This is a genomic window from Pseudomonas sp. R62 (genome assembly GCF_000257605.1).
GTDB classification, from domain to species: Bacteria; Pseudomonadota; Gammaproteobacteria; order Pseudomonadales; family Pseudomonadaceae; genus Aquipseudomonas; species Aquipseudomonas atacamensis.
Genome location: NZ_JH635999.1, coordinates 1228433 through 1241995, shown reverse-complemented (window position 1 = coordinate 1241995; position 13563 = coordinate 1228433). Strand labels below are relative to the sequence as shown.

Below are 13563 nucleotides of genomic sequence, written 5' to 3'. Positions count from 1 at the left end.
CTTCGCTGCTGTCATTGACCACTTCGACTTCGCTGCCCTCCTTCAGGCGATCGGTGCCTTCGAGCACAACGCGATCACCCGCGGCGAGGCCTTCGGTGACCACGGTGTTGTCACCGTCGCTGGCACCGATTTTCAGTTGGCGAATGGTGACTTTCTTGTCGCCGTCCAGCGCATAGACGAAGGTGCCATTGGTGCCGAACTGGATCGCAGCCGACGGCGCCAGCACTACACCTTTCAGCGTGTCGGCCAGTAAATGAACGTTGACGAACTGGTTGGGAAACAGCGACTGGTCGCGATTGTCGTAGCGGGCCTTGAACTTGAGGGTGCCGGTAGCGACGTCGATCTGGTTGTCGAGGCTTTGCAGCACGCCAGTGGCTTGCAGCTTGGTGTCGCCGCGATCCCACGCTTCGGCAGGCAGTTTGGCGCCGCTGCGGTAACGGGCCAGCACGGTGTCGAGGCTGTTCTCCGGCAAGGTGAAGGCCACGCTGATCGGTTGCGTCTGGGTGATCACCGCGAGGAACGTGGTGTCATTGGCGGCGACGAGGTTGCCGACGTCGACCTGACGCAGACCGACGCGGCCGGCAATCGGCGCGCGGATCTTGGTGAATTCGAGATTGAGCTTGGCGTCGTTGACCGCTGCCTGATTGGTCTTGACCGTGCCCAGATACTGCCCCACCAGCGCTTCGGCGGTGTCGAGGGTCTGTTTGGCGATGCTGTCTTCTTTATACAGCCCACGATAACGCTCGACGTCGACCTGGGCGTTTTTCAGTTGCGCCTGATTCTGCAGCAACGTGCCTTCGGCCTGGAGCAAAGCATTCTGGTAAGGACGCGGATCGATCTCGGCCAGCAGGTCGCCCGCCTTGACCATCTGCCCTTCTTCGAAATGAATCTTCACCAGTTCGCCGCCCACCCGGCTGCGCACGTTGATGGTATTGAGCGCGGTGACCGTGCCCAGTGCCTTGTAATACAGCGGGAAGTCGCCCTTCACCGCCGGCGCCACACGCACCGGAATCGGCCCGGTACCGCCGCCGAAGCCAGGCCGCATCATTCCCGAGCGCCCGGTATGGCCGGCGGCCGCTTTGTCGCCGCCCGCCTTGTCAGCAGAGCCGGTGGGCCAGAATTTCCAGCACAGGACAGCGATGACCAACAGGACCAGCAGGCTGATCAGCCAGCGACGGGATTTGCGGGGGAACGATTGCATGGAGTTATTGACCATTGGGCGCGTGGGCTTCTATTACGGGAGGCTGAACGATAAGCACTGAGTGGATTTAAGCAAAGCAGCTTTACCGGCAATTTACCTTCCACTTACGTTTCAAGGTGTGAGGCAAAACCCTGATACACAAATGAAAACGGCCTGGACAGGGCCAGGCCGTTAACAATTGTAAAAGCCTTACTTGAGAACGGACAGTGCCGCTTCGTAGTTAGGCTCTTCGGCGATTTCCTTGACCAGTTCGCTGTGCAGGACGGTGTCATTTTCGTCCAGCACCACAACCGCGCGAGCGGTCAGGCCTTTCAGCGGGCCGTCAGCAATGGCCACGCCGTAGTTTTCGATGAACTCGCTGCCCCGCAGGGTCGACAGGTTCTGTACGTTTTCCAGGCCTTCGGCGCCGCAGAAGCGCGCCTGGGCGAACGGCAGGTCAGCGGAGATGCACAGCACCACGGTGTTGCTGATGTCGTTGGCCTGGGCGTTGAACTTGCGCACGGAGGTGGCGCAGGTCGGGGTGTCGACGCTTGGGAAAATGTTCAGGACTTTGCGCTTGCCGGCGAAGTCTTTCAGGGTGACGTCGGACAGATTGCCGGCTACCAGGGAAAAGGCTGGCGCCTTGGAACCGGCTTGTGGCAACTGGCCGTTGACTTGAACCGGATTGCCTTTGAGGGTGACTTGAGCCATGACTTGAGTCCTTCTGTTTTTTGATTGGAAAGCATGCAAGAGGCGGAAGTTAACCACGAAATCGGCTGGCGACCTATGCCCCGTTGGAAATTGTTGGGCGCTCCACGGCGAGATTGTATACAAGTCCTGTGGGAGCGAGCCTGCTCGCGAAATCGGGTATCGATATCAGAAACGTGTGTCAACTCGGCTACCGCTTTCGCGAGCAGGCTCGCTTCCACAGAAGTTTGCAGTGCCGCCCCAACCACCTTCGATTAAGCCCGGCTCCGACGATTAGAGGTGTGATATGTGCACCGCGTCCCCCGCACCAACGAATTAATTCCTTCGACTGGCTAACCCCCGATTAGCTGCTAGTTTCAGAAGGACATGTCCTACAGGCTTGATAAGCAAAGGGATAACGCAGTAGCGGCGCGACAGTGCTCAGTTGTCCGGAAAAACACCATGGAATCGGGAAATGATCTGCAGTCGAGCCGGGAATAGAGGATTTCTGCCGCGGCCGGGTGGCGCGGCGTTCGCCATGCTCAAGCCACGGAGCGGGCGTCTCCTCCTCTTGCTGTGCCTGGGCGTCAGTCCATCGCTGTTCGCCGCAGAAGGTGGCGTCGGCCGGCCGATCACGGGCCAGCAAGTGTTCGCCAATGCTGGCATCGTGCCGCCGGAGCCGGGCTGGGTAATGTCGTTGACCAGCATCTGGTACGACGGCTCGCTCAAGGGCAGCGACGGCGCACCGATTTCCGGCGCGATCAGTGGCGGGATCGACATGAAAGTCTCCTACACCATGGCCAACTTCACCCATGTCTGGAACACCGGCAAGGGCCGCTGGAATTTCGCTTCGGCAATGGGCCTGCCGGTGCAATACACCGACATCAAGGCGAGCATCACCGGCCCGCGCGGGCGCACTTTGGGTGACAGCGATTCCGGCACCCAGTTTGCCGATGCGCTGATCACCCCGCTCGCCGCTGGTTATCACTTCGACGAACTCAATCATCTCTCGCTGTCGCTACCGATCTACGTGCCGACCGGCGCCTATAACAAGGATCGCCTGGCCAATCCCGGACAGAACAATTACACGTTCATGCCGACCGTGGCCTTTACCCATCTCGACGGCAAGGGCGGCGAGTTCACTTTGTCCAGCGGGCTGGAGTTCTACACCGAGAACGACGCTACCGACTATCGCAACGGCAACATCTTCACCCTCGACGCCCTCTGGACTCACGGCTTGGGCAATGGCTGGAACGCCGGACTTGCCGCTGGCTACGTGCAGCAACTGACTGACGACAAAGGCCAGACCGCCGATGTCTTCAACGGCTATCGCGGCCGTTCGGTCGGCGCCGGCCCGGTGGTTGGCTGGGCCGGAAAGTTCGCCGATGCCCAGGCCAATATCAGCGCGCGCTGGGTGCCGGAGTTCGACACCAAAAACCGCCCCGAAGGCAACGGCTTCAGCGTCAATCTGACCCTGGCGTTTTTCTAGACCCGGACACAAAGGACTGCCCATGACAGCGCTCACCGACCTCAACGCCCTGCAAGCCAGCATCGCCGAAGCGGTGCTCGGCCAGGATCAAGTCATCCGGCAGATTCTGCTCGGGCTGTTGGCCAATGGTCATTTGCTCCTGGAGAGCCTGCCCGGGCTGGCCAAGACACGCACGGTCAAGGCACTGGCCAAACACCTTGATGCCAAGATGAGCCGCATCCAGTTCACCCCCGACCTGTTGCCCTCGGACATCACTGGCGCCGAGGTGCTGCACCAGGTCGAGGGCAAAAACGAAATCCGATTCCAGCCCGGCCCGCTGTTCGGCAATCTGATCCTCGCCGACGAAATCAACCGCGCCCCGGCCAAGGTCCAGGCGGCGCTGCTCGAAGCCATGGAGGAACGCCAGATCACGGTGGCCGGCAACAGCCATGCGCTACCGGAGCTGTTCATCGTGGTGGCGACGCAGAACCCGATCGAGCAGGAAGGCACCTACCCACTGCCGGAAGCGCAGATGGACCGTTTTCTGATGAAGGTGCTGCTCGATTACCCCAGCGCCGAAAACGAAAGCCAGGTGCTGCGCCTGCTGCGCAACGAAGAGTTTGCCCAAGGTGCGAGCACCACGCCGGTGAAGAATTTCACTTTGCCGCAGGAGGTGATTTTTGCCGCGCGCAAGGAAGTCAGCGCCGTGCACGTTTCACCGGCAATCGACACTTACCTGATCGACCTGATCAACGCCACCCGCCACCCCGCCGACTACGACGAAGACCTCGCACGCTGGATCGCCATTGGTGCCAGTCCCCGTGGCGGCATTGGCCTGGACCGCTGCGCCCGCGCCGATGCGTGGCTGCAGGGGCAGGATTTCGTTTCGCCGGACAACGTCCGCGCCGTGGTCCATCCGGTGTTGCGCCATCGTTTGCAGCTGAGTTACGACGCCGTTGCCGATGGCGTCAGCGCCGATCAGGTGCTTGACCGGATTCTCGACAAAGTGGCGATTCCCGCATGAACGACGAAGGCTTGGTCTACGTCTCTCTCGCGCAATTGATGGCGCTGGAGTTCAAGGCCCGTGACCTGAGTTTTCTTGCCCGACAGCCGCAGGGCAGCATCCTCGCCGGCAACCACGCCTCGCGGCTGCGCGGTCGCGGGCTGAATTTCGACGAGTTGCGCCGCTATCAACCGGGCGATGACCTGCGCCACCTCGACTGGCGCGCCTCGTTGCGTACCGGCAAACCGGTGGTGCGCACTTTCACCGAAGAACGCGACCGCCCGGCCCTGATCGTGGTCGACCAGCGCATGTCGATGTTCTTCGGCTCGCAGCGCAGCTTCAAATCGGCAGTCGCCGCTGAACTCGCCGCGCTGGCGGCGTGGATGGTTTTTCACGCCGGGGATCGGGTCGGCGGTCTGGTCTTCAACGACCAGCGTATCGACAGCATCGCGCCGTTGCGCAGTCGCAAGCGTGTTGAGGCACTGCTCAGCCGCGTGGTGCAGCAAAACCGCGCGCTGAATGCCGGTAATCCCGACGCCGAAGATGAGGACCAATTGGACAAGGCCTTGCAGCGCTGCCTCGGTGTGGCCGGGCACGACCACTTGATCTGCATCGTCAGCGACTTTGCCGGTGCCGGTGAACGCACCTTGCAATTGATGCGGCAGCTGTCAGCGCACAACGATGTGATTGCCTTGCAGGTCTATGATCCGCTGGCGCTGAAACTGCCGAACAACGGTCGCCTGCTGGTCACCCAGGGCGAGTTGCAGGTCGAACTGGCGATCGAGAAACGTAACGTGCATCAGCCGCTGGGGGATTTTCTCAGCGGGCGGCTCAAGGACGTCGCCAGCCTGCTGCGCCGCAGTCAGGTGCCGCTGATGATGATCAGCACCGCCGAGGACGCCCATGGGCAACTGCGCGCCGAACTGGGCAAAAGCGCCGGGGGCGCGCGATGAACCCGAATATCCCCAGCATCGATCAGCTCAAGGAGTTGGCCCTGCCCGCGCCCGTCAGCTATGCGCCGCAAACGTGGGGCTGGTGGCTGTTGCTGGCGGTGCTGATACTCGCCGCGCTGTTGCTCGGCCTGCGCAGATACTGGCAATGGCGCCGCGACCGCTATCGCCGTGAAGCCCTTGCCCGACTGGCACAGTTGCGCAGCCGCAGTGACGACCTCAACGCCCTGCGCGAATTGCCTGAGCTGCTCAAACGCACGGCCCTGTCCATGCCCACTCGATCGCGGCGCTGGAATGCATTCCCTGTGGGAGCGAGCCTGCTCGCGAAGACGTCAGCGCATGCAATACCTCGATCCACTGACACGGCGCTTTCGCCAGCAGGCTCGCTCCCACAAGGGCCGGCGGCGCTTGGCAGAGATGACTGGCAGGAGTTTCTGCAACGGCATTGCAAAAACAGAATGCCCGCCGACTTCAGCACGCAACTGGCCCAACTTGCCTACGCGCCGGACCCCGTATTGCGCGCCGTCCCCGCAGCGCAACGGCAAATGCTCTTCGACAGCTGCCAATACTGGGTGGAGCATCACCATGTGGCAGCTTGATTACCCCTGGCTGTTACTCCTGCTGCCGCTGCCGTGGCTGGCTTACCGCTTTTTGCCCGCTTACAACGAAGCCCGCAGTGCCGTGCGCGTACCGTTTTTCGGCGCGATGAGCCGCGCGGTCGGCGAAGCGCCAGGCACTGCGGGCAGTCGGCGCAATCGCTGGCAACTGCTGCTCAATGTGCTGGTGTGGGCGCTGATTCTGCTGGCCGTGTCGCGTCCGGTGTATGTCGAAAAGCCGATCGAACGCCAGCAACCGGTGCGCGACCTGATGCTCGCCATCGACCTTTCGCAGTCGATGGAAACCGAGGATTTCACTAACGCCCAAGGCGAAAAAATCAATCGCCTGGCGGCGGTCAAAGGCGTGGTGCAAGGCTTCATCGACAAACGCAAGGACGACCGCATCGGCCTGATCGTGTTTGGCAGCGGTGCCTATCCACAGGCCCCGCTAACCCTCGATCACGCCAGCCTGTCGTTGTTGCTGGCGGATACCGGGATCGGCATGGCCGGCCCCAACACGGCGATCGGCGATGCAATCGGGCTCAGCCTGAAATTGCTCGACAAGGCCCATGAGCAGGAAAAAGTCCTGATTCTGCTGACCGATGGCAATGACACCAGCAGCGCGATCACCCCGGATCACGCCGCCGAAATGGCGGCCAACAAAGGCGTGGTCATTCATACCATCGGCATCGGCGACCCCGACGCTTCCGGCGAAGCGAAGGTCAATCTGCAAGGCCTCGAACAGATCGCCAATACCACCGGCGGCCGCTTCTTCCGCGCCGAAGACCGCGCGGCACTGGATCAGGTCTACACCACCCTCGACCAGCTCACCCCGCATCAGGTGAAAACCCTCAGCCATCAACCGCAGCGGGAACTGTTCTACTGGCCGCTGGGTGCAGCATTGCTGTTGTTGGCGCTGTATCAGCTCGGCGCCCTTTTACGCCCGAACCTGACGGTTGCGCGGCAGCGGCAGGAGGCCTGAAATGGAGATCAACCTGAGCGATTTCCACTTTCTGCGCCCGCTGTGGCTGTTGCTTGCGCTGTTCGGCGCAATGCTGCCACTGATCTGGCGTCGCAGCCGCGACCTGCAAAAGCGCCTGCGCGGCAATATCGCCGAACACTTGCTGCCGCACTTGTTGATCACCCCGCAGGATCACCAGCGCTGGCGCCCGGTGCACCTGCTCTGTGCGCTGCTGATCCTCGGCGCAATCGCCGCGGCCGGGCCGACGTGGGAACAGGATCGCCCGGACTTTCTCGAGAACCGCGCACCACTGATCGTTGCCGTCGACCTTTCGCCGTCGATGGACGCCAACGATGTGCAGCCGACGCGGCTGGAGGCGGTCAAGCACAAGCTGCATGAGCTGCTGCAACGTCGCGCCGGCGCGCGGACCGCACTGATCGCCTATGCCGGCAGCGCGCATCTGGTGTTGCCACCGACCGACGATCCGGCGCTGCTCGACAGTTTCATCCAGGCCCTGGGCACGGGCTTGATCGACAAACCCGGCAAGAACGTCGCCGCCGTGATCGATCAAGCGAAACGCTTGCTCAGCGCCGAGAACACCCCGGGCAGTCTGCTGCTGATGACTGATGGGGCCGATACCCCGCAACTCGATGATCTGCAAAAACACCTCGACGGCAGTGCCTTGCAGGTTCTGGTTCTGGCGGTGGGCAGCGAAGACGCGGGCGTCATCACTAACGCCAGCGGCCAGCCGAAAATCGACAGCAGCGGACGACCAGTGCTCGGCAGTTTCGATCAAGCGGCCCTCAAGCAATTGGCCTCGGCCGTCGACGCGCCGCTCGGCAGCCTGACCCTCAATAACGATGACCTGGAGTGGATCGAGTTGCACGCACGTCAACACTTCCAGAGCGCCAGCGCCGAACAGCGCGAATTGCACTGGAAGGACGCCGGTTACTGGCTCTGCTGGCCATTGCTGTTACTGGCGCTGTTCAGCGTACGCAAAGGCTGGAGCGTCAACTGGATGCCGGCACTGTTTTTGGCCGCAGGGTTGGGCTGGCCTGCGGCGCCGGCGCAGGCCAACGCCCTCACCGATGCGTTTTTCACCCGCGACCAACAGGGCCGCTGGGCGTTTGAACATGATCGTTTGCCCGAAGCCGCGGCGCTGTTCGTCGACCCGTACTGGAAAGGCGTCGCGGCCTATCACGCTGCCGATTACGACTTGGCAATGGCGACCTTCGCCCGCCTGGACACTCCGCAGGCGTACTTCTACCTGGGCAACATTTACGTGCGCCGCTTCAAGTTCGATCAGGCGATTGCCGCCTACAGTCAGGCGTTGAAACTGCAGCCGCAATTTCCCGAAGCGAGCGCCAATCTGGCCTTGGCTCAGGCACTGCTCAAGGACACCGAAAGCGCCGAGAAAAACGCTCCGCAAACCAAACCCGATGAAGTCAAATTCGACAAGGCACCCGGAAAAGGTCAGAGCAAAAAGGTCGAGACCCAACAGGCGGCGTCCGACGCGCTGTGGCTGGAGAACCTGACCACCTCGCCAGCGAAGTTTCTAAGGCAGAAGTTCAGCTTGCAGGATCAGCAGGGAGATCGGCCATGAACCTCCGGCACCTGAGCGCCGCCATCGCTGGCAAGCCAGCTCCCACAGGGAATTTCTGTGTAGTTGCAAACTTTGTGAAGATTGCTGTGATTTGTGGGAGCTGGCTTACCAGCGATGGCGGCAGAACAATCAGCGCAAAGCTCAGCGCCCTGCTGCTGACCAGCCTGCTGTCTCTGAATGTTTTTGCCGCCCCAGCGCAACTGAAAGTCCAGGCTCACCTTAACCCCAGCGAAGGCGCGATGGTCGGCGGTCTGGTCGAACTGCAACTCGACGTGCTCACCGACACCTGGTTCACCAGCGCCGCCACCCTGCCCGATCTGCAACTCGACGGTGCGCTGGTGATGCCGCCGAACGGCCAGGCGCAGCATCTGAACCAGACCATCGATGGTCAATCGTTCAATGGCTTGCGTTATAGCTATCTGATCACGCCCAACGTCGCGCGCAGTTTCGATATCCCGGCGCTGACCGTACGCGCCACACTGGGCCAGGCCACTGAAGAAATCAGCGCACAAAGCCAACCGCTGAGTTTCAGTGCAGCCCAGCCGCCCGGTTTCGCGCCCGGGGAGACGCCTCTGGTCGCCAGTGGGTTGCGCTTGAAACAGATCATTACCAATTCGGCCACGCCGCTGAAAGTCGGCGACAGCATCACCCGTGAGCTCACCCTGCAAGCCGATGGCGCGCTGGCGATGGCGCTGCCGATTCCGACCTTCAGTGATGTCGCCGGCTTGAGTCGCTACGCGAAGACGCCACAAGTCAAAGCGCTGGATGACGGTCGCGGCAATATCCTCGGCGGCCAACGTGTCGACAGCGCCAGCTATCGCATCGACAGTGCCGGTACTTACACGCTGCCGGCGATCCGCGTGAAATGGTGGGACGCCTCTGCGAAGCAGATACGTAGCGCTGAGGTGCCGGCCGTGAGCTTCGAGGCCGCGGCCAACAACGCCTATAAACCGGTGTTTTCGCTCGCCGAAGACCTCAGGCAACTGCAACAGAATCACTTGCACTTCTCCAGCCGCTGGCTGCTCTGGCTGGCGCTGGCGGTCGGCCTCGCCGTCGGTGTGTACTTGCTGCGGCCCGTCGCCGTTCACGCCCATCAACGCTGGCTCGCACATAAACGGGCGAAGCAATTGGCCTGGCAGCATTCGCCCGCTTTCGCCTGGCAACAGATCGACCCGCAACTGCAAGCCAGGCCGGCGCAACTGACCGCGCTGTACCTGTGGCTGCGGCGCAGTCGTCTGGGCTTGAAACTCACGGGCGCCGGTCCGCGCTTGCAGGGATTGTTACGCGGGCTTTACGGCCGTCAGTCTGCCGCCGATCAAACACTTGTTCAGCTTCGCCAATCGTTGTCTACGCTTCAAAGTCAGGTCGCCCGCCAACAGGCGAAACCCGCACCGGCCCTGCGCCCGCTCAACCCTGTGCATGAGAAGGATTTCACATGATCAACCCGTTGCTGCGTCGCCAACGTTTCGGTCTTGCCCTGCTGTTGACACTGGTTCTGCCCCTGCTGGCACAGGCGAATGAACCGCTGCCGTCATGGAACGACGGCCCGGCCAAAAAGAGCATTATCGAGTTCGTCCAGGCCGTGACCGACCAGAGCAGCAAGGACTTCGTCAAACCGGCCGATCGCATCGCTGTGTTCGACAATGACGGCACCTTGTGGAGCGAACAACCGGCGTACTTCGAATTGCTGTTTGCCTTCGACGAGGTCAAGCGCACCGCCGCACAACACCCGGAATGGAAAACCACCCAGCCGTTCAAGGCGGTCCTGGAAAATGATCACAAAGCCCTCGCCGCGTCGGGCATGGAGGGTTTGCTGCAGATCGTCGGCGCCACTCACGGCGGCATGACCACCGAAGCCTTCGATGACTACGCGAAAACCTGGTTCAGCCAGGCACGCCACCCGAAAACCGGCAAGCCCTACACGGAAATGATCTTCCAGCCGATGCTGGAAATGCTCGACTACCTGCGCAGCCAGAACTTCAAGACTTACATCGTTTCCGGCGGCGATACCGGCTTCATGCGCGCCTTCGCCGAGAAGGTCTACGGCATCCCGCCGGAACAGGTGATCGGTACCACGTTCGTCACCTCTTACCAGTTCAAGGACGGCAAAGCGTCGATCGTGCGCACGCCGAAAGTCGCGCACAACGACGACGGGCCGGGCAAACCGGTCAGCATCGATGCGGTCATCGGTCGGCGGCCGATCCTCGCCTTTGGCAACTCCGACGGCGACCTGCAGATGCTGCAGTGGACCGCCGCCGGGCCGGGCAAGCGCCTGATGGGGCTGGTGCACCACACCGATGCCAAGCGCGAGTGGGCTTATGACCGGCAATCGAATATCGGCCGACTCGACAAGGCCCTCGACGAAGCGAATTCCCGTGGCTGGACGGTGGTGGACATGGCGTCGGAATGGCGCCGGATCTATCCGTTCGATCCGCCGGCAACCGAGCAGGTGCAATAAGAAAGCGTAATGCAGGAGAGCAGTAAACGTTTGTCGCAAAAAACGACCCCCGTGCAAAAGGAGCAAGTCAGATGACTCGCATACGCAAGTGGCTACCGAAACTCGCCCTGGTGGCAACCTCGGTGATGGCGCTGTCGGCAACCGCCACAGCGGCTGAAAAACCCAACATTCTCGTGATCTTCGGCGACGACATCGGCCAGACCAACATCAGTGCCTATTCCATGGGCGTGGTCGGATACAAGACGCCGAATATCGACCGTATCGCCAAAGAAGGCATGATCTTCACCGATTACTATGCCGAAAACAGTTGCACGGCCGGACGCTCGTCGTTCATCACCGGGCAGACGCCATTGCGGACCGGCTTGTCCAAGGTCGGCATGCCCGGGGTCCCGGTGGGCTTGCAGCCACGCGATGTGACCATTGCCCAAGCGCTGAAAGCCCAGGGCTATGCCACGGGTCAATTCGGCAAGAACCACTTGGGCGACAAAGACGAATACCTGCCGACCAATCATGGTTTCGACGAGTTTTTCGGCAACCTGTATCACCTCAACGCCGAAGAGGAGCCGGAGCGTCCGTACTGGCCCAAGGATGATGCCGAGTTCGTCAAGGCCGCCTCGCCTCGCGGCGTGATCCACAGTTTTGCCGACGGCAAGATTGAAGACACCGGCGCGCTGACCAAGAAACGCATGGAGACCATCGACGACGAAACCACTGCGGCAGCGCAAGCGTTCATCGAGAAACAGGCCAAGGCGGACAAACCGTTCTTTGTCTGGATGAACACCACACGCATGCATGCCTTCACTCACGTGCGCGAATCCATGCAAGGCCAAAGCGGCATGGTCGGCAACGAATATGCCGATGGCATGCTCGAGCATGACGGCGACGTCGGCAAGCTGCTCAAGACACTGGATGACTTGAAGCTGACCGAGAACACCATCGTTGTCTACACCACGGATAACGGCCCGAACCAATGGTCGTGGCCCGACGCTGCAACGACGCCGTTCCGCAACGAGAAAAACTCGAACTGGGAAGGCGCGTACCGTGTACCGGCGATGATTCGCTGGCCGGGCAAAGTCAAGGCAGGCGAAGTCTCCACGCAGATGTTCTCCGGTCTGGACTGGTTCCCGACACTGTTGGCCGCCGTGGGCGACACCGACATCAAGGACCGCTTGCTCAAGGGCGCCGACATCGGCGGCAAGAACTTCAAAGTGCACCTGGACGGCTATAACCAACTGGACTACCTGACGGGTAAAACCGACAAGAGCGCGCGCAAGGAGTTCTACTACTTCAACGATGACGGTGCGTTGGTCAGCATGCGTTTCAATGATTGGAAACTGGTGTTCTGTGAGCAGCGCGCGCCCGGCGGACTGCAGGTGTGGAGCGAACCGTTCACCTGCCTGCGTGTGCCGAAAATGTTCAACCTGCGCATGGACCCGTACGAACGCGCCGATGTCGTGTCTGACCAGTACTATGACTGGCTGACGAAAAACGACTATCTGATTTTCGACGGTACCCGCCGCGCGGCGAAGTTCCTGCAGACCTTCGTCGACTATCCACCTAGCCAGCGTCCGGCGAGCTTCAGCATCGACCAGATCCGCGAGGACGTGGACCGCCGTATCGAAGAAAAAATGAAGAAAGCCCAGTAATAGCGCTGTACCGCCGCTCGCCTTCATCGGCGGGCGGCCCTGTTTTGAACAAGCGTTCGGGTCGGTTTCGTTCGCGCTCAGGCTCGCTCCCACAAGGTTTTCTGCGATCGATCCCACGCTCTGCGTGGTAACGCAGCCCGGGACGCTCTGCGTCCAATGCCGAAGCGGACGCGGAGCGTCCAGTGAGGCATTCCCACGCAGAGCGTGGGAACGATCAACATCAGCCAATCCATAACAAGGCTCACCGCATGTCCTCACGTATCGCCAGCAAGCCGTCGGCCATACCCGTTCCGCAAGCCGCGTCCACCACCTCAATGATCCCTGCCCTGCTGCTATGCATCTCCGGCGCGGCAGCGTTGATCTATCAGGTCTTGTGGATCAAACAGCTGTCGCTGGTAGTCGGCGTCGAGGCCTATGCGATCACCACCGGCATCAGCGCGTTTTTCGCCGGGCTCGCGCTCGGCGGCTGGCTGTTCGGGCGCTGGGCCGATCGCTTGCAACAGCCGGTTCTGCTCTACGCCGGGCTGGAAGTACTGGTGGCGATACTCGGCGTTGGCGCGACAGTGGCAATGAGTCTGGCGGCCGGTGCGTTTGCCTGGTTGCAAGGTCATGTCGGCGTGCTCGCGTGGTTGCTGCCGTTTGCGCTGGTAGGCATTCCGGCGGTCTTGATGGGCGGGACGCTGCCGGTGTTGGTGCGCTCACTGGCGGCTGAGCCGGGCAAGGCCGGCGGTCAGTTGTATGCGGCGAATACGCTGGGCGCGATCGTTGGCACTTTGCTCGCTGCGTTCGTACTGATCGCCAGCCTCGGCGTGCGCGGCAGTGCGCTGTTCGCCGCGATGCTCAACCTGCTCGCCGCGGCCGGTGCGCTGTGGTTGCAGCGCCAGCAGCCAGTGGCGCTGGCCGCGCCGGTCAAACACGGCAACGCCAAAGCACCCGACCGAACTGCGCTGTGGCTCTACGCAGTCGCCGGGGGCGTGGCGTTGGGCTATGAGGTGGTCTGGTCACAATCGA

General features: G+C 61.6%; 12 protein-coding genes. 10 read left to right on the top strand and 2 right to left on the bottom strand.

Going from position 1 to position 13563, the window contains the following annotated elements; translation table 11 throughout:
• Both OQK_RS23835 and tpx read right to left on the bottom strand, forming a co-directional pair.
• Positions 1-1201 (bottom strand): MdtA/MuxA family multidrug efflux RND transporter periplasmic adaptor subunit (locus OQK_RS23835; protein ID WP_157221964.1); only part of this gene is annotated, 1201 nt, incomplete at its 3' end.
• Positions 1202-1390: 189 nt separating this feature from the next.
• Positions 1391-1891, bottom strand: coding sequence for a thiol peroxidase (gene tpx, locus OQK_RS23830; protein ID WP_016774621.1), 501 nt, complete (start codon positions 1889-1891; stop codon positions 1391-1393).
• Positions 1892-2405: 514 nt separating this feature from the next.
• Between tpx and OQK_RS23825 the strand changes: the two genes are divergently transcribed.
• The 10 genes from OQK_RS23825 to OQK_RS23780 all read left to right on the top strand — a co-directional run.
• A complete protein-coding gene (locus OQK_RS23825) occupies positions 2406-3356 on the top strand; it encodes a SphA family protein (RefSeq protein ID WP_038861658.1) in 951 nt (316 codons plus the stop codon).
• A gap of 22 nt (positions 3357-3378) precedes the next feature.
• Positions 3379-4359 (top strand): AAA family ATPase, encoded by a 981-nt coding sequence (locus OQK_RS23820; RefSeq protein ID WP_016774619.1) that lies wholly within the window; start codon positions 3379-3381, stop codon positions 4357-4359.
• Positions 4356-5291 (top strand): DUF58 domain-containing protein, encoded by a 936-nt coding sequence (locus OQK_RS23815; RefSeq protein WP_016774618.1) that lies wholly within the window; start codon positions 4356-4358, stop codon positions 5289-5291. Before OQK_RS23820 ends, OQK_RS23815 begins: the two co-directional genes overlap by 4 nt.
• Positions 5288-5887 carry a DUF4381 domain-containing protein gene (locus OQK_RS23810; protein WP_016774617.1) on the top strand — a complete coding sequence of 200 codons (600 nt, stop codon included), beginning with the start codon at positions 5288-5290 and terminating at the stop codon, positions 5885-5887. Before OQK_RS23815 ends, OQK_RS23810 begins: the two co-directional genes overlap by 4 nt.
• Positions 5874-6866, top strand: a complete 993-nt coding sequence (locus OQK_RS23805) for a vWA domain-containing protein (RefSeq protein WP_016774616.1) — start codon at positions 5874-5876, stop codon at positions 6864-6866. Before OQK_RS23810 ends, OQK_RS23805 begins: the two co-directional genes overlap by 14 nt.
• A 1-nt stretch (position 6867) precedes the next feature.
• Complete coding sequence (locus tag OQK_RS23800) at positions 6868-8448, top strand: VWA domain-containing protein (protein ID WP_016774615.1); 1581 nt, start codon at positions 6868-6870, stop codon at positions 8446-8448.
• The gene (locus OQK_RS23795; protein ID WP_016774614.1) at positions 8445-9887 is read left to right on the top strand and encodes a BatD family protein; all 1443 of its coding nucleotides are present in this window, start codon (positions 8445-8447) and stop codon (positions 9885-9887) included. The genes OQK_RS23800 and OQK_RS23795 overlap by 4 nt, the downstream gene beginning before the upstream one ends.
• Positions 9884-10906: an HAD family hydrolase gene (locus OQK_RS23790; protein ID WP_016774613.1), complete on the top strand. Its 1023-nt coding sequence runs from the start codon at positions 9884-9886 to the stop codon at positions 10904-10906. Before OQK_RS23795 ends, OQK_RS23790 begins: the two co-directional genes overlap by 4 nt.
• Before the next feature lie 71 nt (positions 10907-10977).
• A complete protein-coding gene (locus OQK_RS23785; protein ID WP_016774612.1) occupies positions 10978-12552 on the top strand; it encodes an arylsulfatase in 1575 nt (524 codons plus the stop codon).
• Positions 12553-12800: 248 nt separating this feature from the next.
• Positions 12801-13563 (top strand): fused MFS/spermidine synthase (locus tag OQK_RS23780; protein ID WP_038861655.1); only part of this gene is annotated, 763 nt, incomplete at its 3' end.

What these genes read in the sequence shown, in the direction of transcription:
- OQK_RS23820 (WP_016774619.1), top strand. Translation starts at nt 3,379, where the DNA reads ATGACAGCGCTCACCGACCTCAACGCCCTGCAAGCCAGCATCGCCGAA.
- OQK_RS23800 (WP_016774615.1), top strand. Translation starts at nt 6,868, where the DNA reads ATGGAGATCAACCTGAGCGATTTCCACTTTCTGCGCCCGCTGTGGCTG.
- tpx (WP_016774621.1), bottom strand. Translation starts at nt 1,891, where the DNA reads ATGGCTCAAGTCACCCTCAAAGGCAATCCGGTTCAAGTCAACGGCCAG.
- OQK_RS23815 (WP_016774618.1), top strand. Translation starts at nt 4,356, where the DNA reads ATGAACGACGAAGGCTTGGTCTACGTCTCTCTCGCGCAATTGATGGCG.
- OQK_RS23795 (WP_016774614.1), top strand. Translation starts at nt 8,445, where the DNA reads ATGAACCTCCGGCACCTGAGCGCCGCCATCGCTGGCAAGCCAGCTCCC.
- OQK_RS23810 (WP_016774617.1), top strand. Translation starts at nt 5,288, where the DNA reads ATGAACCCGAATATCCCCAGCATCGATCAGCTCAAGGAGTTGGCCCTG.
- OQK_RS23805 (WP_016774616.1), top strand. Translation starts at nt 5,874, where the DNA reads ATGTGGCAGCTTGATTACCCCTGGCTGTTACTCCTGCTGCCGCTGCCG.
- OQK_RS23785 (WP_016774612.1), top strand. Translation starts at nt 10,978, where the DNA reads ATGACTCGCATACGCAAGTGGCTACCGAAACTCGCCCTGGTGGCAACC.
- OQK_RS23825 (WP_038861658.1), top strand. Translation starts at nt 2,406, where the DNA reads ATGCTCAAGCCACGGAGCGGGCGTCTCCTCCTCTTGCTGTGCCTGGGC.
- OQK_RS23790 (WP_016774613.1), top strand. Translation starts at nt 9,884, where the DNA reads ATGATCAACCCGTTGCTGCGTCGCCAACGTTTCGGTCTTGCCCTGCTG.